Below are 21,894 nucleotides of genomic sequence, written 5' to 3' on the forward strand. Positions count from 1 at the left end.
TAGCAAATTTAGTGAGGCCAACCCACCCGTTTGCGGCGGGACTGGCCAATTTTTGCGCCTAATGGCACCAAATGTGCCTTTATGAGCGTCTCTGACTACTCGCAAAATGCGTAGCGAACCAGCCTGACATAAGCCGTAGAGTTCTTACTAAACACATTGCTCACTTTGCCATCGCCAAAAGAGAACAGCCAGGCATTTCCCGGCGTACCTTCAACCGTTGTACTGGACCAGTAGTTTTTCTCAAGAGTCGCAAGGAAGACTTCTTCATTAATAGCGGGTTTGACACAGCGATGTTCAACAATGCTGGCCAACTCTTTCACATTAGGCAGATGCCAGTCGCTGTAGCCGGCAAACTCCTGCGCGTTGGCGGTTTGCAGTGCCTGTTGCCAGCTCAGCTCTTGTGCAACATTATCGCAGCTACCACTGTCATTATTGTAAATCTGACCGAATGAACAGCGCTGCCACATCAGGTTAGTTTGCTTATCACAAACAGTACCATCATCTTTTATTTCAAACTGCGCCTTTGGCGTGGTGTCAGGTACCAAAGATGCTGACGCACAAATTTGTGAAGCAACTGCACTGTAGCTGACACTGGCAGACGCAATTGCGGTTAAGATCAAGGCTCTCATTAGTCTTCCTCCCCGTAACGACGTACCAGTCTGACATAAGCGGTTTGTGACTTATTGCGTGTCACATCGTTACCTGTTTTCATGTCAATGACCAAGGCCCGAACCAGGTTTGCGTCTTTTCCGTCGGTCCCGTCCACACTCGTTTGAGTGGTCCAGTAGTATTGGTGCCCCAGCAAAGCCTGATCCGGCACATTAGGGAAATAAGTGGGATCAAGCAGGTAGTCACCACTGCTGTTGTGATCAAGTAGATTTGCCAGTTCCATATAGGTCGGCAGACGCCAGTTATTACCGCCACAGAAACTGGCTTCATTCACCGCGTCGATCAGAGCTTGAACACCACAATAATCATCCTGCGGGCAAGTCGAATTAGGTGCACCAGGTGTGACGTTAGCTTTGCCTGCCAGGAACCAGGTGTAGTGGTTTTGTGCGTTACGTGCGCTGGTGTTGGGTAAAACTCCCGCGGTCGCTTCTTTGACCTCCCAAATTAACCCCGTAACATTATCCAGCACACAAGCAAAGTTCTCCTCACTGCTTGGCAGTGGTTCAAACTCCTCACTAAACTTCGTGAAATCAAAAGCCTGGTTGCCCTGACCACTTTTAGGGATAAACTGCACCACGGCATCCCGTCCAAGCTCAGCGTCTTGCCCCGGAAAGTCGCTATTACCACAGCTGATTTGGGCTGTGTTGTTATAGCACAAAGTCGTGCCTGTATCATTTAAGTTGCCAAGCGGTTTAGGCAAGATCTCTATATTTACTGTGTCAGTACCGGTGCGCTGTGCGCTGTCGGTCAGCGTTACTTTAAAGTCTATCGAGGTGGCCTGATTACCACTTTTTAGCGGCGCCATAAAGGTGGTTTTGCACGCCCGTTCGTCTGCCAGCGTGACGGTACTGCCATTACTTACCTGCTCCCACATACAGGAAAACTTGCCATCAACCGTGACACTGCTGCTGGCATCCAGGGTTACCGTGTCCAGCTCCTGAACTTGCTGGTCACTCCCCGCATTGGCCAGTACCAATTGATCATTTGCCAACAATGAAAGCCGCTTCGTTGTGGCACCGGTTCCCCCTTCGTCGTCGGTCACGGTGAGTTCCCAGATGACCGAGCTTGGCGAGGCCAGCAAGGGATGTACAAAACTCAGAGTGGCCTGATCGGTGCGCTCGGTGGTAATGGTACTGGGCCCATCTAGCATCTTCCACTGATAGGCTACTATGCTACCATTTTCATCTCGGTCACTGGAGTCCACGCCCGACAAGGTGATGGTATCAGCATATTTGGAAGTCCCGCTTTCTGGTGCGGTTTGCGTTATTTGAGCTTTAGGATCTAAATTAACGGACAAGACTGTGACAATCACAGTATCGCTGGCCGAGGTGCCATCCGGTGCTGTGTAACTGACTTTAAGTTCAACCGGGCTATTTCCTTTAACATCCGGTGCGGTCACTGTCAGCTCCTCACCTTCTTGCGGAAAACCCTCAATGTCCGGGCCTGAAATCACCTGCCAGCTAAACACACCACCGGACGGAGAACCCAGCGCTTTGAGTGTAAATTCGATTTTTTCATTGACGGTGATATCTGAACCCGCGTTCACACTGACGCTGATATTCGGGCTTTCATCACCACCGGAGCCGCCACCGCATGCGCTTAACACACTCGCAAACCCCAGAGCCAATACTGACTTCTTCAGCATGGTAACTCCCTAAAACGTGACTGTTCCATTACACAGCATGCCAATACTGTCAACGGACGATTGTACCTAAACCAGGGGATTGTGCGCTGCAGGCAAGGTCATGCCCTGCTCTGCATGCAAGTGTGGTGTACATTGAAAAGTTTAGAGGTAACTATCCTGGTGGATCCGAACAAATAACTTAGTGCCTATTTTGCTGTAATCTACCTTATACTCGCGCCCGTCGAGCGCCTGAATAAACAACAGTCTCTTTACTTCACCAAACACATCCACGCTGGCCACGTGAACTACCTCTAAGTAACGCTCTTTGGCTTCGCGACGGTTTCTTGGCAGTTCTTCTTTGAAAGGCACTAAACCGGTCGGAGTCACCTTGATTTTTGGGTGATTTTCTCCATTCACGACAACTAAATCGAGCTTTTTCTCTTTATGGATAATGGTGTTGCGACCACTTTTAATAAAAGCTTTCTCAAAGCTCATGTATTTATCCTGTTACTTCATTGCTGAGGTAGCCAACTCACTATGCAAGTTTTTGACCACCTCTTCGGGTGATAACTTCCAACGATTCATGACAGTGGCAAATTGCCAGATATCCCTGTCGAGTACGTTAGCAGGCAACATCAAGTCGTAGCCTGTCAGCGTTTTAAAGTTCTGCATCCGATTTGCGAACATCGCCATTAATCCAGAATATGCTTGTCCACTTGGGGAGGTGTAATTCGCCTCTTCGATCAGCCATTCTGATGGGCAATTGCCATTACTGCAATGTATTTTAACAGCTTGTAAAAAAATATTCCGCTGTTCTATCAGTAATTTTCCAGCCAACCTGGGTGTCAGGTCGGATAAAAATACATCGATATCCTTTAGTTTAATACCTACAACATTTAACTCAAGCGTTTCAACTCCTTGAGTGACACTTGGCACACCGCTTGAGTGGAAATTATGATGCTCAAGCAAAAATTCACCAAACTTGTGATGGTAGACCAGTCGTTGCGGACTCATTTCGATACTATAATAAGGCTGCTGACTTTTTAAAAAGCCAAGCATAATCGCAACTATCGCGGCACTTGCCAGGGCAATTTCAAGTACACTGATTGGCGTTGCCCGTAAGGTAACAAAGACCATGATAATAACCAGCGCTATTGCACCAACCAGCATAAACTCAATGCTGTGTCTGTTAGCCAGAGCACGTAATCTGACAGGTTCAACCATAACTATAAAACCACAAATAAAAACCGTACATAATGATCCCCCAGAACACCATTTTACGTATTTTCAAACACCTTGGGCATGGTTTCGATTTTTTCATAATGCCTTAATTTTTGGGTACAAAACCCTGCATGTTGTGAGCTATTTTGCTCGCTTTTCGTTTAACACACAAATATACAGGACGTTCGACAATATGCTCTATTTGGAATTTTTGTACACTAAAGTCCCGCAGTCAACGAGAATCAATTATGCGCGCCAGTCAATCGGGTAAAGCCCTCTTTCCTTTTATAATTTTAGTGCTAATTGCACTTTGCGGCTATCTCTATTTGCCTGCCAGTAACGGTAACAGCAAATCATTTTCTGGTGCCCCGACTCAGGTTGCCGCGGTGACAGTCGATCAGCAAAGCCGAGACATAACCATCAACGCTGTCGGTTCAGCCCGTGCAAATCATGCGCTGAACATCACCAGTGCACAAAGCGATTATATCAGTGCGTTATATTTCGATGATGGGGACAGGGTAAAACAGGGAGATAAACTCGCCCAGTTGCAAGATTTGAAAGAACAATTGGCAGTGCAAGAGTTAGAGGTCAACCTCAAAGAAGAGCACCGCCAGCTGAAACGCTTAACCGAATTATCAAAAACTCAGTCTGCTGCTCGCTCACAGCTGGACAGCCAGCATGCCATCGTCGATGCACTGGAAATTCAGTTACAAACAGCCCGAACAAAGCTTGCAGAAATGGCCATCTATGCGCCCTTCGACGGTATACTGGGTCAGCGCCTGGTATCGGTAGGCAGCTTTGTCAATAACAACAGCGTGCTAACCACACTGGACGATATCAGCATCATCAAGGTCGACTTTCAGGTACCTGAAAAATACCTTGCTCAGCTTCAGCTTAACATGCGCGCAGCCGTATCCAGTGATGCCTACCCAGAGAGCACTTTTGAGGGCGTCATCACGCACATCGATCCACGCATTGATGACACAACCCGCAGTATTCGCGTGACAGCCAGCTTCGATAATCCAAAAGATCTGCTCAGACCCGGTATGTTGTTGCATGTCTCACTCTTTTTAGGTGAGTTAAACGCCCTGATGGTGCCGGAAAAAAGCCTGATCCCGAGACAAGATAAACACTTCGTCTTTACTATCAACGAAGGCAAAGCAAAACAACAGCAGGTCAATGTGCTGTCTCGCTTCCAGGGCTGGGTTGCCGTTGATGGATTGTCTGCTGGCCAGCAGATCATCACTGAAGGCACCACCAAGATCCGTAATGGCAGCACCGTTGTGGTTAAGGGGTAAAGCGTGCGGATCACAGATACAGCCGTAAAACGGCCGGTTTTTGCTATCGTTATTAACTTGTTGCTGCTGACCTTTGGTTTGGTTGCTTTCACTATGCTGCCACTGCGCGAGTACCCAGACATCGAAACACCGATTGTCAGTGTCAGTACCGATTATACCGGTGCGTCAGCAGAGGTCGTCGAAACCAAGATCACCCAGGTGCTGGAAAACCGCATCTCGGGTATTGAAGGGATCAAAAGCATCACCTCATCCAGTCGTAATGGTCGTTCAAACATCACCATTGAGTTCAACATAGATCGCAATATCGATGCGGCAGCTAATGATGTCAGAGAGCGCGTATCCCGTGCGCTGGACCGTTTGCCCGAGCAGGTGCGTCCACCCGAGGTCTCCAAGTCTAACAGTGATGAAAGCCCCATAGCCTGGTTCGTGCTTAACAGCGAAACCATGGATACGCTGCAACTATCCGACTATGCCCAGCGCTTTATTGTAGACAGGCTGGCGGTTGTGGATGGTGTGTCTAATGTCCGCATTGGTGGAGAGCGCAAATATGCCATGAAGATCTGGCTAGATCGCCGCGCAATGGCAGCTCGAGATATTACCGCCAGCGATATAGAGCGCGTGTTACGAAACGAGAACGTTGAACTACCAGCCGGTGAAATTGAGTCTATCGACAGAGACTTTGCAGTGCGCATCGCCCGAAGCTACAAAACCCAGGAAGATTTTAATAACCTGGTTATTAAACGCGGCGCTCAGGGTTACCTGGTGCGACTCGGCGAAGTCGCCGATGTCCGTCTGGAAGCAGCAGATGTTGAAAGTACTTTCCGCGGAAACGGTAAGAACATGATAGGACTGGGGATTGTTAAGCAAGCCAAGGCCAATACCCTGGATGTGGTCGACAATGCCCGTAAAGAGCTGGAAAAAATAAAGCGCAACCTGCCTGAAGGCACCACTATTCAGGACAGCTATGACTCGTCGGTATTTATTCGCGAGTCAATCGTAGAAGTATATCGCACTCTGGGCATTGCCATGGGCCTGGTGGTACTGGTGATTTTCATCTTCCTTGGCAATATACGCGCTACGCTGATCCCGGCGATCACCGTACCGATTGCACTGATAGCCACCTTTACCTTTTTATTCGCCATGGGGTACTCCATTAACCTGCTGACCCTGCTGGCACTGGTGCTTGCCATCGGCCTGGTAGTCGATGATGCCATTGTAATGCTGGAAAACATCCATCGCCGCATCGAGCTGGGCGAGCCGCGACTGCTGGCCGCCTATCGGGGTGCACGCGAGGTCGGCTTCGCCATTGTCGCCACCACCTTAGTGCTGGTTGCGGTTTTTGTGCCTCTGGTATTTATGGAAGGTCGTATCGGTGCCTTGTTTACTGAGTTTGCACTGGCCGTCAGTGCAGCCGTTATCTTCTCCAGCATTACGGCGCTGACTCTGTCACCGGCCTTGTGTTCCAAGGTACTCAAAGCCAGTAATAAAGAAAGCAAATTCTCGCAGTGGATGGACCGCCAATTTGGCCGTCTCGAATCAGGCTATCGCAGCGTCATCAGCGACAACATCAACCGTCGTTATAGCCTGATGCTGACGCTGGCACTGGCCGGCTTTGCCAGCTTTGCACTGTTCCAGCAGATCCCCTCAGAGCTGACACCCAAAGAAGACCGGGGCACCTTCTTTATTATGATGAATGGCCCGGAGGGTGCCAGCTACGAAAATAACGCCGCCAATATGGCCGAGATTGAGCAACGTCTGCTGCCCTATGTGGAAAATGAAGAACTGAGCCGGGTGCTGGTACGCGTACCAGGCTGGGGCGGGCGTGGCGGCGTCGCCATCGTCGGCATGCCAGACTGGGATGAGCGCAAACGTTCAACCTGGGAAGTCATGGGAGAGATCAGTGGAAAAATGCGTGAAGTCACCGACGTGCGCGCCTTTGCCATCATGCGCCGCGGGATCGGCGGAGGTGGTCAGTCTCGCCCCATCGAGTTTGTGCTACAGGGCAATGACTACGACGAACTGGTCGACTGGCGGGATCGCATTCTCACCCGGGCCCGCACCAATCAGGGACTGGTCAGGCTCGACCATGACTACAAAGAAACCTTCCCGCAATTTTTGATCAGCATAGACAAACTCAAGGCCGCCGATCTCGGTGTCTCGGTCAGTGATATTGGCCGCACCTTAGAAACCATGCTGGGTCAGCGTCGTGTTACGACCTTTATTGACCGGGGTGAAGAATACGACGTGATCCTCAAAGGTACCAAAGCAGATTTCAGTGCACCACACGACATCGCCGACATTTATGTCACCTCTCGTGGCGATCAACTGGTGCCGCTGGATAGCCTGATCACCATTCGCGAAGAAGCCACCGCATCGCGGTTAAATCGCTATAATCGAATGCGAGCTATTACAATTACTGCAAACCTGGCGCCAGGTTATACACTGGAGCAGGCGCTGGATTTCCTTAACCAGGTTGCCGCAGAGGAAAATGACATTGACGGGGCCGTCGACTACAAAGGCGAATCTCAGCTGTTTTATGAAGGCGCGTCGGCCATGACCTATGTGTTTATTTTGGCTCTGACCGTGACTTTCCTGGTACTGGCCGCACAATTTGAAAGCTTTGTTCACCCACTGGTGATTATGCTGACGGTACCTCTGGGTCTGGTTGGTGCCATGTTTGGCCTGTACGCCACCGACAGCTCGCTGAACATCTATAGCCAAATCGGGATAGTGATGCTGATCGGTCTCAGTGCCAAAAATGGTATTCTGATCGTTGAGTTCGCTAACCAGCTCAGAGACAAAGGTGTGGCCTTTGAGCAGGCAATTATCGATGCGGCGGTACAACGACTCAGACCTATTATCATGACCTCACTGACCACAGTGATGAGTGCCATTCCATTGGTGTTGGCTTCAGGCCCGGGCTCTGAAAGCCGTATGGTGATCGGGGTGGTGGTGTTTGCCGGGGTGAGTGTTGCGACCATTTTGACGCTGTTTGTGATCCCCTGTGCGTACAGCATGCTGGCACGCCGCACTCAGTCACCTCAGGCAACCAGCGACAAGCTGCTAGAGCAGCATGACGCCCACCCGCAAACACAACAGGAACGGGAGATTTAATGATGAGCCAGCAAATTGCCACCTTTGGTGGCGGCTGTTTTTGGTGTATTGATGCCGCCTTTCGCAGAGTCCGGGGTGTCACGCAAGTGGCCTCTGGTTATGCCGGCGGTCATACCGACAATCCGACTTATGAGCAGATCTGTACCGGTCAAAGCGGCCATGCCGAAGTGGTTCAGCTGACCTTTGACAGCCAACAAATCGATTTCTCTGTGTTACTGGAGATGTTCTTTGCGCTACATGATCCCACCCAGCTGAATCGACAGGGCAATGACATTGGCACGCAATACCGCAGCGTGGTGTTTTATCATTCAGAAGAACAGCGGGCGTTAACTCAGCAGTACATTGATACGTTAGCGCCCACACTGAGTGCGCCTGTCGTCACCGAAATATCGACTCATACGCACTTTTACCCTGCGGAGCAGTATCATCAGGACTATTACACCAATAACCCCAACCAGGGTTATTGTAGCGTGATGATAGCACCCAAGTTAGCCGCATTCGCTGAGAAGTTTGCCAACTATTTAGACGCGTAAGCTAAGTACTTAAGATCAAAAAAGGAGGCATCTGCCTCCTTTTTAATGCCCTCTGTCATTTACCAATTTCACTTATGAAGGGCTAAATAGAACACTTAATTAAGCTAATTGGTATTAGAAGGTAATGCGGGTGCCCACATAGATCTGTCTGCCCGGAGGCTCATAAGGCAACAAAGTGCCATCAAGCATTTTACTGGCAACTGAGTTGAAATACGCTTTATCGGTCAGGTTTTCCACCCTCAGAGTCAGGGCAACCGGCTCCAGCAACTGATAATTCGCACTCAGGTTAAAAACAGTATAAGACGGTAAATCCGTATCAAAGAAACTGATAGACGGGCGTTTATCACGATATTGCATCGCCAGTCTCACATCCAGCTTGTCCCATTGTTTAGAAATCACATAGTTAAATGCTTTGCTTGGACGACGTGGCAAATCTGCACGCTTTTCTTTGTCTTTGGCATCCAGTAATGTCAGGTTTGCCGCATGCTCCAGGCCTAAAGCCGAGAACTGAGCGCTTAGCTCAACCCCTTTCATTTGTGCACGTCCCACATTGGCTGGAATATACTTACTGGTCTGTGGATCAAACTCATTGCTGATCAAGTTATCGATGCGGTTGTCGAAAATAGCGACATCATAGCGCACAGTAGCCGTATCCACCGTTACGCCGAGCTCATTATAGGTCCCTTCTTCAGGTTTGATTTCGGTATTAGGCAAATACCATGGGCTGTCTTTAACAAAAGCATTGGTCAGGCTTGGCGCACGAAATGCCGTACCATGATTCACCCGAAATGTGACGATGTCCGACGCTCTGAAGCCAAGATCCGCGGTATACGTATTTGCGCGGCCATGATACGCATAATCATCACTGCGAACTACGGCGTTAAGCAACCAGCGACTTTGATCGTAAAACGCAGCGGCAAACACAGCTGTATTATCACGCTCAGCAATTGAGAACTGCGCACTCGATGAAGACAAATCTTCATTCAGTCGGCTCACGCCCCCCATCACTTGAAGGGATTGCGTCATTTTATAACGAGCGCGGTACTCAATTTCATCTCGCTTGGTGCTATAAATGTCATTTGGCGGTGGTGGCGTACCGTCTTTAGGCAATACAGACAAGAACTGCGTATTCTCTTCCTGTGCCAGACTAACAGAGGCTTCCTGGCTCAACGCATCAGATTGTTTCTGCCAGACAAGTTTAGTGGTGTAATTGTCAAACTCGTAGGCATCGTTACCAAATGAGGAATCATAGCCTGCCTCCCCTTCGCTGCGCTGTGTATGCAAAGCAAGCTGACCATATTGTGCAAAGTCATAACTCAGCTTTAAACCCATATTGGTGTTGTCATAGCCATCGCGGTCATGTTCTTTGGTTTGAGGCAGTGCCGGGTCTTTGGCCGTCACGTCATAACCATCTGTGGTTTCATAACCAAAATGATAATTTACCGTCAGTTTATCCGCCTCAAACTGACCGGCTAACTGAGCCCCGCCATAGTTGCGACTGCCAGAGGTCAGGGCCAGTTGATGCCCTTTCTGCTCACGGGTAATAATATTGATAACCCCTGCAACTGCATCAGAGCCATGAATAGCGGCACGCGCGCCCTTAAGGACTTCTACACGCTCAATGCTGTTAACCGGAATATTGGTAAAAGACACATCACCTGAGTTTGCATCACTAATACGTACACCATCAACCAGCACCAAAGTGTACTTAGTCGCAGCGCCGCGCACAAACACGCTCGCTTTCTGTCCGTAACCGCCACTGCGCACAACATCAATACCCGCGAGGTTGTTCAGCAATGTCGGCAGGTCTCGCACATTGGCTCGTTCAATTTCAGCACGTTCAACCACTGCCACCGACGTCAGCGTATCTACGCTGGCTTGCTCGAACTTGTTCGCCGTAATCGTAATATGTTCAATGTCTTGTGCGCAAAGCGCAGAAAAAGGTAGCACAGCTAGCAGGGCTGTGGTTAAAGCAGATTTTTTAAACATGAGTTCCCCTGATCCACGCCCACCGCGTGAACTACAACTATTGAGTGTGTTTCAGGGCCGGTTTCCGGACTTACCTGTAACAGTCGGAAGGACTGTCATAGGCTCACCGTTGCGGGGGCAGCGCTGGACTATTACCGACTCCACAGGCAGTCACCAGCTTCCCGATTATTCAGATCTTAGAGAGACTCCAGGCTCCTGATCTGACACCCTGAAAAGTTGGCGCTATTGTCGGAGATTTGAGAACAAAAATCAATGGACGTCTAGCATGCTAAAATGCTGGTGACATTTAGCATGCCAGATATAAGAAAGTAAGCGAGAGATTAATCTCGGAAGTTTTTAAACTGGAAAGGCTGACCAAGATCGGCACCGCGGATCAGCTGCATGGTTTCCTGCAGATCGTCACGCTTCTTGCCTGTAACACGAACGGTTTCACCCTGAATAGACGCCTGTACCTTAATCTTAGAATCTTTAATGGCCTTCACGACTTTCTTCGCCATCTCTTTGTCGATCCCTTGTTTAAGCATCACTTTACGTGACACATATTTACCCGACTTTTCAACGTCCTTCAGCTCAAAGCTGGCCACGTCCAGACCACGCTTTGCAGCTTTGCCTACCAGCATGTCAAATAATTGCATTACTTGCTGCTCAGATTCACTTTTTAACGTGATCACTTCGTCTTTCAGGTCAAACGACGCTTCGACACCACGAAAGTCAAAACGCGTGCTCAGTTCACGATCCGCGTTATCAACTGTGTTTCTCGCTTCAGTCATATCAATTTCAGACACAATGTCAAAAGAAGGCATATCTAGCTCCTGGATAATGTTTTTCCGGATTATAGCAACCCAAAGGCTGCGACGCGACCACACTCTCATCGCTCGTTTTCAAATTTGGAACTGACAGTCCCTGCTTCATCCTATTTTCAGATTTCGATGATATACTGGCCTTTTAACCCCTGATGATTTGGAAGTATTTGTGGCACGCCGACTCTATCAATGCCTGTTATTATTCTCACTGGCTGTATGTACTTTTCTCTTCGCTAAAGAAATTCAGGCCAATCAAATTGTGAGATTCGCTCACGCGGATAAGGTTGCGCATTTTGGCGTATTTTTTATTCTGGCGTTTTTCTCACACCATGCATTTCGTTTTCGAATTTGGTTTCACCTGATGCTCCTGACTTTCTATGGAGCAGGGATTGAGTGGATGCAGGATTCTTTACCTTACCGACAAGCATCATGGGGAGACTTTATCGCTGATATTGCAGGTACCTTAAGTTACTTCTTTGTTTACTGGGTTTACTGTCGTAAAACCGGAAAACGTTATGCCTGAATTATTCATTGTCGGCAAAGGGGCAGTCGGTTTGTTACTGGCTGAGCGACTGGCAAAGGCCTATTCTGTCACCCTGATCACACGGTCACCAACACAGACCGTTTTTACTCAACATGCCGAATGTACGCACCCTCTTGCGGTCAGATGCCTGAGCTGGCAAGAGCTGGCAAGACAGAATATCCGTATAGATTTGTGTATCGTTCCCGTCAAATCGTATCAACTTAGAGAGGCATTTACTGCGCTAAAGCCACACCTGAGCGAGGATGCCAATGTTATTTTCAGCCATAACGGGATACAGTCACTTGAGCCTGTTATGACGGAGTTACCTGCTCTGCAGGGCCTGTTTTTTCTGTCCACCAGTATGGGAGGCTGGAAACCCAACGCCAACACCGTCGCATTCACCGGCCCAGGTTTAAGTGTCTTTGGCCCCTGTAATTCGGTAGCTCAACAGCGGGCTTTGTCGCTGTTTGATGCACTGATAAAGCCTCACCTTAACCCCGCACTCTTGTCCGATGACATTCAGTTACTACGATGGCAAAAGCTGTGCGTTAACCTGGCTATTAATCCACTCAGTGCCCTGACCGGATTGAAAAATGGTCGCCTGCGTGCGCCCTGTTATGCGGCGAACGTTTTGGGAGTACTGAATGAAGCATGTGCCGTTGCCAACCACATTGGTGTCCCTCTGAAACTACATGAAGAGCTACACCGGGCATATCAGGTTATGACACTTACCGCCGACAACGTTTCATCTATGGCACAGGACGTAAAACATCAAAGACGTACAGAGGTTGATGCTATGTGTGGCTACATTGTTGAACTGGCAAATCAACATGGATTATCCGTGCCGCACAATATGAAGCTATTAACCCGTGTGCGAGCGTTGCACCCGGCTGAGAATAAGGCAGAGTTGGGCTGAGCATCAACGCTTTGCTCAGCCTCGGTAGAAGTGAGGGTTGTGCTATGGACGATAAACCCTGACGTTAGCAAAGCCATTTTCATGCAGGATCAAAGCTTGCAGCTGACTCATTACACCTTTACTGCAGTACAGGTAATAATCTTTGTCCTGAGGCAAATCACCAAACTTGGTCGCCAGACGGAAAAATGGCAGATGGATCACTTCAATACCATCCAATTCTAATGGATCGGCATCTTCTTCTTCCGGTGAGCGGATATCCACCACGACAGCACCTGCCGGTAACTCGCTGACATTCTCCGCTTCTTTAACTTCTTCTTTCGCTTCGGCTTCAATCTCACGAATGTCTTTCACAACGGCATTTTCTACCACAGTGTCCAGTACATCAAAGTCAAACTTGCTTTCTTCGGCCTCGATTTTTTCCAGCTTAGCTTTGACTGTTGGCTTTTTCGAGATTACGCCACAGTACTCCGGCATCGACTCAGCCATTTCACAAGTACCAATCTGGCGCGCAATACGAATGATCTCTTCTTTATCATATTGGATAAGAGGACGTAAGATCAGTGTCTCGGTGACACGGTCAATGACATTGAGATTTGCCAGCGTCTGGCTAGACACCTGACCAATACACTCACCGGTTACCAAAGCCTGAATGCCAAAACGCTCTGCCACAGCAGAACCTGCGCGCATCATCATACGCTTCAGCACCACACCCATCTGGCTGCTTTCAATGTTTTCCAGGATCTCGGCTACCACAGGCTCGAAGTCGACCGTGATAAAACGCACTTTGTGGGTTGAGCTGTATTGTTTCCACAAGTAGTGGCTGACCTGCTTCACACCAATCTCGTGCGCAGCGCCCCCCAAGTTAAAGAACAGGAAGTGGGTTCTCGCACCTTTGCGGATCATTTGATAGCTTGCCACACCAGAGTCAAAGCCACCCGACATCAAAGACAGTACATCTTCCTGTGTTGGCAATGGGAACCCCCCCATGCCCAGGTGCTTAGTCGTTACGATATAAGCACGATCCCCCTTCACCTCAATTTTAACCGTCACATCCGGTTTGCGTAGCTGTACGCGTGCACCCGGCACATGCTGATTCAGACCGCCACCGACATATCTTTCTACATCACTGGAGGTAAAATCATGATCCCCCTGACGCTTAACTCGCACACAAAAGGTCTTGTTTTCGATCTGCGGGCCAACCAGAGGTAAGGCTTTTTGGTAAATGTCGTCCAGGGTTTCAAAAGTGGTTTCCTGTACTTCCAGAAACTGAACAATGCCCGGGATGCGACCAAGGCCACTGATGAAGGCCTTGCGGATCGCAGGATCTTCGCTCTGCGTCACCACCGTAATATTGTCCCAGTTATTCTTTACCGTCACTTTTTCATCAAAACGGCATAGCACCAGTTTGATGTTTCGCTCGAGTACCATAGTAAAACGTTTGCGAACCGATTTACTTTTGATCACGATTTCGGGATGCAGCTTGACGATAAATTTAAACATAGAAGTCACTCTTGGTTTGGACATGAATGCGCAATTGGCGCGCCGACAACGGGCGCGCGATTATAGCAGACTTATTAAAGACTAGGAAATATACAGAGGATAACCAGCTTTTTCTGGTGTGTGGGTTCAGGCAATACTGGGCAAAGCAGCGTCTGCCATTGCCTGGTAGTGCTGTTGAAGTTGTTCGATTTTGTCCCGGCTGAGCGTAGTGGCATAAGGTTTAAACAACATTAATACCTTTACAATGCCATTATAGATATCCTGTTGCTCCAACACGCCAGTCATTCTGCGCGCTTTAACATAGGGCGTCCAGAAGCTCACTACCATTTTTAGCATATGTGCTAACTCATTGGCATCGTCGTTACTGATGGCAATCACATCTACCTCGCGCAAACCAAGAACGACCGCTTTCACTTGCTCGAATAGCCGTGCCTGAAAGGCAATATAGTCTTTTTTCAGCACATCATCACGCGCCAGGATATCGTTCAGGTTGTCGTAGAAAAAGTGGTAACGCCACATCAGTTCAAACAGCGAATCCAGATACTGAGTCAGCTGCTCAACCGGCTCGTCATGAGCTGCCAAGGGCTTAAAATGGGTACTCAGGTGTTCACTGTACAGTGCAAAAATATTGCGAATAATGTCTTCTTTGTTTTTAAAGTGGTAATACAGATTACCAGGACTGATCCCCATGTTAGAAGCGATGTGATTAGTAGTGATTGTTCGCTCGCCATGTAAGTTAAATAAGGCGATACTGGTACGAATAATTTTTTCCTTGGTGTTCATATTCGGTTCTCTGATAACACGTAATTAATGAGGCAATAATGACCGTTCGGTTATAACGCACAGTGAAAATAGCACTAAATGGGAATAACATTAAATTTTCATTTTGAAATCAGACCAGTGATATTGTGCCGCAAGCTTGATAATATAAACCAAATTTGAATTGTTATGACCTAAACATGCAAGTTACCGCTTTATATCCGGGCACCTTTGATCCACTCACCAATGGACATGCCGATTTAATCAAACGCGCGGCCAAAATGTTCGATACTGTCATTTTAGCCATCGCACACAACCCCAACAAAAAGCCTTGCTTTACTTTGGAAGAACGTGTCGCTTTGGCCAAAGAGGTCTTGGCGGCACACAACAACGTTAAAGTGATTGGCTTCACCGGGTTGCTGGTAGATCTGGCTAAGCAACAACAGGCCAATGTGCTGATCCGCGGGATCCGGGCAGTTTCTGATTTTGATTATGAGTTTCAGCTAGCTAATATGAATCGCCGTCTGTTCCCTGAACTGGAAAGCGTATTTCTGACCCCATCTGAGAAAAACTCGTTCATTTCTTCGACCTTAGTCAAAGAAGTGGCCTTACATCACGGTGATGTCAGTGAGTTTGTCAGCCCGCTGGTGGCCAAAGCCCTTGAGGAAAAATTACACGGATGAAATTCAACTATTTGATACTCAGTGGCCTTGCATTGGCTTCAGCACAAGCTGTGTCTTCCCCCTGGATTGATGCGCAGCAAAGTCATCTCAAACACTCTATCGACCTGCTGGTCAGCGCTGGCGTTATTCAAAGACCGGTCAATCAGTACCCACTGATGTGGAATGGCCTGGTGGATGACCTCTCAGGTGTAGACAGCGAACAATTACCAGCAGACGCACAGTTTGCGCTACAACACCTTAATCATGCATTGCGCATTGCCAAACAAAGCCAAAGCTCGGGGTTTTTGACCCACTATGGCGATGAGCAGTCAATGCCAGCCGGCTTTGGACGACAGACTCGGGCACGCAGTGGTGTGAGCAGTTATGGGCAAATCAAGGGCAGCAATATCAGTGCACGGGTTCAGGTGAACTATGCGGACAATGCGCTAGACGGCAAACTGTTTAACCATCATGGCAGTCACCTTGCTGTCTTGCTGGGGGACTGGGCGATCAGTGCCGAACGGCTAGATTACTGGTGGGGCCCGGGCAATGAAAATGCGCTGCTGCTGTCTAACAATGCTGCGCCCATGAAAGCGCTGCGCATCAGCAGAGCAAATACCAATTACAGTGGACCCGGCTTTTTATCCTTTGTTGGTCCCTGGCAGGTCACAGCCATTGCTGCCAAACAAAGACCGAGATTGGCCGTGGATGAAACAAAAGATTTCTGGGGGGTCCGCGTGTCAGCATTCCCATTACCCGGGCTTGAAATTGCGTATTCAACCACCGCCAGTGACTTTGTCTATCAGACAACCCCAGAAGATGAGTCTGAAAACCAGCAGCGTCTGAGCAGTGCGGACTTCAAATACTCGTCGCGCGTCGCAGGGTTGCCCGTGGCCGTATATGGCGAAGTGAGCGGAGATAACGACAGGGGTGTTTTACCTGAACATCACTTATTTACCTTAGGGGCAGAAGCATTCTGGGGCACGCAGGAATACCGCATTAAGTCTTACCTTGAGTACAGCGATACTGAGACCGATTGTCAGCCGCAGCAAGCCAGCTTCCAGTGTCATTTTGCGACTGCGGGTAAAGGGAGTGATTATTATGAGCGTGACCGCTGGCTAGGTGCTCACATGGGTCCTCAGGCAAAATCTGTCAGTCTGGGCGCTGATTACTATGGCATAGGTGGCTATGGTGGCTATGCCAAACTGAAGCGGCTTGAATTTAGCGCGCTTGATGTAGACAGAGATTTATTGCAGGTAGGTTATCAGCAGGGGCTGTTTAATGGTTTATTGAAAGTCGATTTAGCATACTGGCGTGATAAAGGTGCAACTGATTCAAACAACGAAACATCCGCCTCAGTTAGCTGGGAATACCGATTCTGACTAAAATAAAGCGCCCAACCAGGCGCTTTAGCTAATAACAGTGGGTTCAGGCCACAAACTGGCAGGGAATACGCGCAGGTTCCACAGCCTGCAACATAAACTCCATCGCCACTTCATCACAGTTGCTTTTACGTAAGCACAGCTCACAGTCTTTCATCACTTTCTCAGGAAGGCTTTCCTTATTACATCCACTAAAACCTTGCTTATCGAAAAAGCCGGGCACCCGAGTCAATACAATAACCCGCTTCAGCGCCAGACGTTTAGCTTTGTCCAACAAATGCGATACCAGCAACTGTCCCTGACCTTTCACTTGCACAGACGGGTCGACCCCGAGTGAACGGATCTCGGCCAGACCCGTGTCATAAATGTATAACGATGCACAGCCAGTCACCTTGCCATCGACCTCGGTCACAGCAAACTCATTGATACTGTGGATCATGTCGCTTTTGGCCCGAGGCAGATTTTCACCTACCTTAGCCCAGTATTGGATCAGTCCGGCAATGGCTTCTACATCGTTTAACGTGGCATCACGAACCGTGATTTGCTGTTTTTTTTTCACTGCACTGATAGCTGCAGATACTTGCTGTAAAGCGGTTCCCCCTTTGGCGCTGCGTGCCGCGATACAGGCATCCAATTGCAGTACCGGGTAGACATCCTGATCGATCTGCGCGCACACAGACTGAAATTGAGCCAGACTCAAATCTTCGAGGTTTTTACCTTCGCTCAACGCCAGTTGTACCAGCTGACCAACAATATGATGCCCCTCCCGGAACGGGATCCCTTTTGCCACTAAGTAATCTGCCAGTTCAGTGGCATTCGCATGTCCGCCCTGCGCTGCCTGTTTGGTCCTGTCTCCATTAACCTTCACGCTTTCAATACAGGACTGTGCCATGTGTAACGCGGCCAGCCAGGTTGGCATGGCATCAAATACGCCTTCTTTGTCTTCCTGCATGTCTTTGTTGTAGGCCAGCGGCAGTGCTTTTAGCGTCATCATCATGGCGCTGAAGGCCCCAAACACACGGCCGGTTTTACCCCGGATCAACTCCAGGGCATCGGGGTTTTTCTTTTGCGGCATCAAAGAGGAGCCAGATGTCACATTATCTCCCAGCTCAATAAAGCCTGCCTCGCCAGAGTTATAAAAAATCATGTCTTCGGCAAGTCGTGATAAATGCAACATAGAAATAGACGCACAGCTGAGTAACTCCAGCACAAAATCTCTGTCAGATACCGCATCCAGACTATTGCGCGTGGCACAGCTAAACTTCAGCTCAGCAGCCAGCTGCTCTCTGTCGATATCATAGGCGGTACCTGCCAGCGCACCGCTGCCAAGCGGGCATTCGTTCAAGCGTGTTACGGCATCCTGAAGACGCGATGTATCACGCTCCAACATTTCTACATAGGCCATGCACCAGTGGCTGAACAACACAGGCTGTGCCCGTTGCAGGTGGGTATAGCCAGGTAAGATGGTGCCAAGCTCCCGCTCTGCCAGCGCAACAAACGCCGCTTTAAGCGCCCCAAGCGCTTCGAGCAGGGTACCGGCAGTATCGCGACACCACAACCGAAAGTCGGTAGCGACCTGATCGTTACGACTGCGTCCGGTATGGAGCTTTTTGCCAAGGTCGCCGACTTTGTCAATCAGACGCGTCTCAACATAAGAGTGAATGTCTTCATATCCTGCCGTCGCAATGGCATGCGGATCCGCATTTGCTTCTTCCAGTAACGCCTGCAAAGCGTCGACCAGTTGAGTATGCTCATCGTCATTGAGCACCTGTACCTGTTTGAGCGCGCCCGCCCAGGCTATCGAGCCAACAATATCCTGCTCCGCCAGCTGATAGTCAAACGGTAAGGAATCATTAAATTGTTTAAAGGCCGCATCCGGCCCAGACGAAAAGCGTCCACCCCACAGTGCCATGTTACTTTACTCCTCTGATCACCGTTATTTAACCGACTTTTGCTTGTTCAATGCCGCAATACGACTCGACAACGAAAACAAGCGGATAAAGCCTTCGGCATGAGACTGGTCATACACATCGTCCTCACCGAAAGTCGCAAAATCTTCGCTGTACAGGCTGTTTACCGAACGCTTTTGTACCGCGCTGACCTGACCCTTATACAGTTTCAGGACCACCTCACCGGTCGCCACCTGAGCCAGTGACTGAGCCGCCGCCAGTAACGAGTCTTTTAACGGGGTGAACCAGCGACCGTCATACACCAAATGCGCAAACTCGTTGGCCACGGTTTCTTTCCATTTACGACTGGCCTTGTCCAGTACCAGCTCATCAATGGCCTGAAGTGCTGCCACCATCACCGTGCCTCCCGGAGTTTCGTAACAGCCCCGCGACTTCATCCCCACCAGGCGGTTTTCGACAATATCAATACGGCCCACACCATGTTTGGCGGCAATTTCGTTAAGCGTCAGCAAACATTGATAAGGTGTCAGAGGCTGGCCATTGACTGCGACTACCTGACCGGCCTCAATCTGTACACTGACCAGTTCAGCCTCATTGGGTGCCTGCTCAGGCGAAGCCGTCCAGGTCCAGACCTGGTCGCTGGGCTGGTTCCAGGGATCTTCCAGTTCGCCACCTTCATGAGAAATATGCCAGGCGTTGGCATCACGGCTGTAGATTTTGGTTGCGGATGCTGCACAGGGGATATTGCGCTCGGCCAGATAATCCAGCAAGGACTCACGACTAGACAGTGACCACTCACGCCATGGAGCGATCACCTCCAGCTCAGGCGCAAGCGCGGCAAAGCAAGATTCAAACCGCACCTGATCATTGCCTTTGCCGGTACAGCCATGAGACAGCGCATCCGCACCCACTTTGCGAGCGATCTCAACCTGTGCTTTGGCGATAATTGGCCGCGCCATGGAAGTACCCAGCAGATAAGTGCCTTCGTATACCGCACCGCTTTGCAAAGTCGGGTAAATGTACTCACTGACCAGCTCGGCTTTCAAATCGACGATGTGACACTCACTGGCACCAGATGCAAGCGCTTTTTCTTCAACACCCTGAAGCTCTTCATCCCCCTGGCCGACATCAGCCACAAACGCAACAACTTCGCAGCCGTAGTTTTCTTTTAACCAGGGCACAATGGCCGACGTATCCAGACCACCTGAGTATGCCAGAACGACTTTTTTAATCTTTTTCATGATATTTTTTACCTTAATTCTTGAATCATATTGGCTCAGACGAACTGCTTGTTCATCAGCGCCAGTAACAGCGCATTTTGTGCGTGCATGCGGTTTTCTGCCTGTTGCAGGATCCGCGCTTTAGGGCCGTCCATCACCTCTGAGGTGATCTCATAGCCCCGGTGCGCAGGCTGGCAATGCAGCACTGTGCTGGCCCCGGTTTGTTCGAGTAATGCCTGATTGAGCTGATAAGGCATAAAGGTGGTTTTTGCCTGCTCCAGTGACGTGTCGCTACCCATTGAGACCCAGGTATCTGTGTACAAAGCGTTGGCACCGGCTGCGGCTTCAATACGATCACTGATCATCACAGACGCGCCATTTACCGCAGCAATTTGCTCAGCCTGTTTTACTATTTGCGCATCAGGCGAATGCCCTTTAGGGCACACAGCGACAAAATCTGCCCCCAGCGTTGCCCCCAGCAACAATAAAGATTGGCAAACATTGTTTCCCTCACCCAGATAAGCCAGTTTGATCTGGCTGACATCGCCAAATACTTCCTGCAAAGTCAGAAAATCTGCAAGTGCCTGACATGGGTGGTATAAGTCACACAAGCTGTTCACCACCGGAATATCAGAATGCTCCGCCAGCACCTCGAGGGTATGATGGGAAGAAACACGCGCCACCAATGCATCGGCCCAGGTAGCAATGTTCAGCGCAAAGTCCTGCACGGATTCACGGCTGCCCATTGCGCCGTTTTGTTGATCCAGATAGACCGCATGACCGCCAAGCTTGTTGATACCAATGTCGAACGACAAGCGGGTTCTGAGACTGGGTTTTTCGAATAAAGTGACCACAGATTTGCCTGCCAAAGCATGCGCAAATTCCTGTGGCTGCTGTTTGATATCGCTTGCCAGCGCAAGGAGTTTCAGAGCCTGGCTTTTATCAAATTCCAGACCGGTAATAAAGTGAGTCGACATAAGGCTTCCTAAGGTAAAATGTGAGTACCGACGTGCTGCCCGGCTATCAGGGCAACCAAGTTGTCTGGCTTTTGCCAGCTGGAGATGTACACCCCACGTCGTAAATGTCGGGCAGCGTGAAGACTGGTCTTAACTTTGACCTCCATCCCGCCCACAATCACCTTCTGTGCTATCAGTTGCTCTATCTGCTCACTATTTAGCTGTGCCAGTGGTTGGCCAGCTCCATCCAGTACCGCTTCAACATCGGTCATAAAGATCAGTTCGCCGCCCAGCTGATGTGCCAGCGCAGCCGCCGCTTCGTCGGCATTGACGTTAAACAGCGCACCATCTGCGCCTATGCCAATTGAACTCACCAACGGCACTCTGCCGGTTGCCAGCAGCACGGGAACCAAGCTGTCATGGTGCGGCTCACACGTACCAACTTGTCCCAACGCCTTAAGCTTTTGCGAAGTCATCAGGCCCGCTTCATATAAGCTGATCCCAACGGGATTTAAACCCGCCGTGATTGCCTGGGCCATTAACTGCTTGTTTGCACACCCGGCAAGTGCACCAACAATATACGGCATTTGCTCTTTGGGGCTGATCCGTAACCCCTGATGCTTAGCAGTGGCAAATCCGGCATCACTCAACCAGCTGTCTACCAAAGCACCACCACCGTGTACCACCACAAAGTCGTGCGTGCTGTCTTGTTGTACTAATAAATGAAGTGCTTTAAATAAGTCATGGGCGGCATGCTCTGAGTTAAGCACTGCGCCACCCAGTTTAATCACCCAAATTTTTTTATCTGTCATAAG

General features: G+C 49.5%; 19 protein-coding genes and 1 riboswitch. Of the genes, 7 read left to right on the forward strand and 12 right to left on the reverse strand.

Translation table 11 applies throughout. The features are described from left to right. Positions 1 to 95: 95 nt before the first annotated feature. The 4 genes from CWB98_RS09125 to CWB98_RS09140 all read right to left on the reverse strand — a co-directional run bounded on the left by CWB98_RS09125 (position 96) and on the right by CWB98_RS09140 (position 3,517). Positions 96 to 629 (reverse strand): DUF1566 domain-containing protein, encoded by a 534-nt coding sequence (locus CWB98_RS09125; protein WP_138544587.1) that lies wholly within the window; start codon positions 627 to 629, stop codon positions 96 to 98. Continuing rightward, entirely contained in the window at positions 629 to 2,314 is a 1,686-nt protein-coding gene (locus CWB98_RS09130) for a DUF1566 domain-containing protein (protein WP_138544588.1), read from the reverse strand. The genes CWB98_RS09125 and CWB98_RS09130 overlap by 1 nt, the downstream gene beginning before the upstream one ends. Positions 2,315 to 2,455: 141 nt before the next feature. Continuing rightward, positions 2,456 to 2,788, reverse strand: coding sequence for a hypothetical protein (locus CWB98_RS09135; protein WP_054014369.1), 333 nt, complete (start codon positions 2,786 to 2,788; stop codon positions 2,456 to 2,458). Positions 2,789 to 2,800: 12 nt separating this feature from the next. Next, on the reverse strand, positions 2,801 to 3,517 hold the full coding sequence (locus CWB98_RS09140; RefSeq protein ID WP_138544589.1) for a DUF2982 domain-containing protein: 717 nt from the start codon (positions 3,515 to 3,517) through the stop codon (positions 2,801 to 2,803). 245 nt (positions 3,518 to 3,762) lie between these two features. On the opposite strand from CWB98_RS09140, the gene CWB98_RS09145 reads away from it, so the two are divergent. Genes CWB98_RS09145 through msrA form a run of 3 tightly spaced genes read left to right on the forward strand, consistent with a single transcriptional unit; the run spans position 3,763 to position 8,459 of the window. After that, positions 3,763 to 4,812 carry an efflux RND transporter periplasmic adaptor subunit gene (locus CWB98_RS09145; RefSeq protein WP_138544590.1) on the forward strand — a complete coding sequence of 350 codons (1,050 nt, stop codon included), beginning with the start codon at positions 3,763 to 3,765 and terminating at the stop codon, positions 4,810 to 4,812. 3 nt (positions 4,813 to 4,815) lie between these two features. Next, complete coding sequence (locus CWB98_RS09150) at positions 4,816 to 7,926, forward strand: efflux RND transporter permease subunit (RefSeq protein ID WP_138544591.1); 3,111 nt, start codon at positions 4,816 to 4,818, stop codon at positions 7,924 to 7,926. Next, positions 7,926 to 8,459 (forward strand): peptide-methionine (S)-S-oxide reductase MsrA, encoded by a 534-nt coding sequence (gene msrA, locus CWB98_RS09155; RefSeq protein ID WP_138544592.1) that lies wholly within the window; start codon positions 7,926 to 7,928, stop codon positions 8,457 to 8,459. The genes CWB98_RS09150 and msrA overlap by 1 nt, the downstream gene beginning before the upstream one ends. Positions 8,460 to 8,573: 114 nt before the next feature. On the opposite strand, the gene CWB98_RS09160 is transcribed toward msrA, so the two are convergent. Together CWB98_RS09160 and CWB98_RS09165 are read right to left on the reverse strand one after the other, a co-directional pair. Beyond that, positions 8,574 to 10,448, reverse strand: a complete 1,875-nt coding sequence (locus CWB98_RS09160) for a TonB-dependent receptor domain-containing protein (protein WP_138544593.1) — start codon at positions 10,446 to 10,448, stop codon at positions 8,574 to 8,576. A 49-nt stretch (positions 10,449 to 10,497) separates the two neighbouring features. Next, a riboswitch (cobalamin riboswitch) is annotated at positions 10,498 to 10,662 on the reverse strand. A gap of 106 nt (positions 10,663 to 10,768) precedes the next feature. Continuing rightward, positions 10,769 to 11,251: a YajQ family cyclic di-GMP-binding protein gene (locus CWB98_RS09165; protein ID WP_138544594.1), complete on the reverse strand. Its 483-nt coding sequence runs from the start codon at positions 11,249 to 11,251 to the stop codon at positions 10,769 to 10,771. Positions 11,252 to 11,420: 169 nt separating this feature from the next. On the opposite strand from CWB98_RS09165, the gene CWB98_RS09170 reads away from it, so the two are divergent. Together CWB98_RS09170 and CWB98_RS09175 are read left to right on the forward strand one after the other, a co-directional pair. After that, positions 11,421 to 11,774 carry a VanZ family protein gene (locus tag CWB98_RS09170; protein ID WP_171045618.1) on the forward strand — a complete coding sequence of 118 codons (354 nt, stop codon included), beginning with the start codon at positions 11,421 to 11,423 and terminating at the stop codon, positions 11,772 to 11,774. Then, positions 11,767 to 12,690, forward strand: a complete 924-nt coding sequence (locus tag CWB98_RS09175) for a ketopantoate reductase family protein (RefSeq protein WP_138544595.1) — start codon at positions 11,767 to 11,769, stop codon at positions 12,688 to 12,690. The genes CWB98_RS09170 and CWB98_RS09175 overlap by 8 nt, the downstream gene beginning before the upstream one ends. Before the next feature lie 42 nt (positions 12,691 to 12,732). Here CWB98_RS09175 and thiI read toward each other — a convergent pair whose 3' ends face one another. Both thiI and CWB98_RS09185 read right to left on the reverse strand, forming a co-directional pair. Beyond that, the gene (thiI, locus tag CWB98_RS09180) at positions 12,733 to 14,190 is read right to left on the reverse strand and encodes a tRNA uracil 4-sulfurtransferase ThiI (protein WP_138544596.1); all 1,458 of its coding nucleotides are present in this window, start codon (positions 14,188 to 14,190) and stop codon (positions 12,733 to 12,735) included. A 126-nt stretch (positions 14,191 to 14,316) separates the two neighbouring features. Beyond that, entirely contained in the window at positions 14,317 to 14,973 is a 657-nt protein-coding gene (locus CWB98_RS09185; RefSeq protein ID WP_138544597.1) for a TetR/AcrR family transcriptional regulator, read from the reverse strand. Positions 14,974 to 15,149: 176 nt separating this feature from the next. Here CWB98_RS09185 and coaD point away from each other — a divergent pair, with 176 nt between their 5' ends. After that, positions 15,150 to 15,632 carry a pantetheine-phosphate adenylyltransferase gene (gene coaD, locus CWB98_RS09190; protein ID WP_138544598.1) on the forward strand — a complete coding sequence of 161 codons (483 nt, stop codon included), beginning with the start codon at positions 15,150 to 15,152 and terminating at the stop codon, positions 15,630 to 15,632. Next, on the forward strand, positions 15,629 to 16,993 hold the full coding sequence (locus CWB98_RS09195) for a capsule assembly Wzi family protein (RefSeq protein ID WP_138544599.1): 1,365 nt from the start codon (positions 15,629 to 15,631) through the stop codon (positions 16,991 to 16,993). Before coaD ends, CWB98_RS09195 begins: the two co-directional genes overlap by 4 nt. A gap of 46 nt (positions 16,994 to 17,039) precedes the next feature. Here the strand turns inward: CWB98_RS09195 and argH are convergent, their stop codons facing one another. From argH to argB, 4 genes are read right to left on the reverse strand one after another with little or no spacing between them, the layout of a single operon-like run. Next, complete coding sequence (gene argH, locus CWB98_RS09200) at positions 17,040 to 18,905, reverse strand: argininosuccinate lyase (RefSeq protein WP_138544600.1); 1,866 nt, start codon at positions 18,903 to 18,905, stop codon at positions 17,040 to 17,042. 24 nt (positions 18,906 to 18,929) lie between these two features. Next, complete coding sequence (locus tag CWB98_RS09205; protein WP_138544601.1) at positions 18,930 to 20,144, reverse strand: argininosuccinate synthase; 1,215 nt, start codon at positions 20,142 to 20,144, stop codon at positions 18,930 to 18,932. Positions 20,145 to 20,179: 35 nt separating this feature from the next. Continuing rightward, on the reverse strand, positions 20,180 to 21,100 hold the full coding sequence (locus CWB98_RS09210; protein WP_138544602.1) for an ornithine carbamoyltransferase: 921 nt from the start codon (positions 21,098 to 21,100) through the stop codon (positions 20,180 to 20,182). 8 nt (positions 21,101 to 21,108) lie between these two features. Next, positions 21,109 to 21,891, reverse strand: coding sequence for an acetylglutamate kinase (gene argB / locus CWB98_RS09215; protein ID WP_138544603.1), 783 nt, complete (start codon positions 21,889 to 21,891; stop codon positions 21,109 to 21,111). Positions 21,892 to 21,894: the final 3 nt, after the last annotated feature.

This window comes from Pseudoalteromonas rubra (assembly GCF_005887115.1).
In the GTDB taxonomy this organism is placed as follows: domain Bacteria; phylum Pseudomonadota; class Gammaproteobacteria; order Enterobacterales; family Alteromonadaceae; genus Pseudoalteromonas; species Pseudoalteromonas rubra_F.

Coding starts and splice junctions, on each gene's coding strand:
- CWB98_RS09125 (WP_138544587.1), bottom strand. CDS start 629: ATGAGAGCCTTGATCTTAACCGCAATTGCGTCTGCCAGTGTCAGCTAC.
- CWB98_RS09130 (WP_138544588.1), bottom strand. CDS start 2,314: ATGCTGAAGAAGTCAGTATTGGCTCTGGGGTTTGCGAGTGTGTTAAGC.
- CWB98_RS09135 (WP_054014369.1), bottom strand. CDS start 2,788: ATGAGCTTTGAGAAAGCTTTTATTAAAAGTGGTCGCAACACCATTATC.
- CWB98_RS09140 (WP_138544589.1), bottom strand. CDS start 3,517: ATGGTTGAACCTGTCAGATTACGTGCTCTGGCTAACAGACACAGCATT.
- CWB98_RS09145 (WP_138544590.1), top strand. CDS start 3,763: ATGCGCGCCAGTCAATCGGGTAAAGCCCTCTTTCCTTTTATAATTTTA.
- msrA (WP_138544592.1), top strand. CDS start 7,926: ATGATGAGCCAGCAAATTGCCACCTTTGGTGGCGGCTGTTTTTGGTGT.
- CWB98_RS09160 (WP_138544593.1), bottom strand. CDS start 10,448: ATGTTTAAAAAATCTGCTTTAACCACAGCCCTGCTAGCTGTGCTACCT.
- CWB98_RS09165 (WP_138544594.1), bottom strand. CDS start 11,251: ATGCCTTCTTTTGACATTGTGTCTGAAATTGATATGACTGAAGCGAGA.
- CWB98_RS09175 (WP_138544595.1), top strand. CDS start 11,767: ATGCCTGAATTATTCATTGTCGGCAAAGGGGCAGTCGGTTTGTTACTG.
- thiI (WP_138544596.1), bottom strand. CDS start 14,190: ATGTTTAAATTTATCGTCAAGCTGCATCCCGAAATCGTGATCAAAAGT.
- CWB98_RS09185 (WP_138544597.1), bottom strand. CDS start 14,973: ATGAACACCAAGGAAAAAATTATTCGTACCAGTATCGCCTTATTTAAC.
- coaD (WP_138544598.1), top strand. CDS start 15,150: ATGCAAGTTACCGCTTTATATCCGGGCACCTTTGATCCACTCACCAAT.
- CWB98_RS09195 (WP_138544599.1), top strand. CDS start 15,629: ATGAAATTCAACTATTTGATACTCAGTGGCCTTGCATTGGCTTCAGCA.
- argH (WP_138544600.1), bottom strand. CDS start 18,905: ATGGCACTGTGGGGTGGACGCTTTTCGTCTGGGCCGGATGCGGCCTTT.
- CWB98_RS09205 (WP_138544601.1), bottom strand. CDS start 20,144: ATGAAAAAGATTAAAAAAGTCGTTCTGGCATACTCAGGTGGTCTGGAT.
- CWB98_RS09210 (WP_138544602.1), bottom strand. CDS start 21,100: ATGTCGACTCACTTTATTACCGGTCTGGAATTTGATAAAAGCCAGGCT.
- argB (WP_138544603.1), bottom strand. CDS start 21,891: ATGACAGATAAAAAAATTTGGGTGATTAAACTGGGTGGCGCAGTGCTT.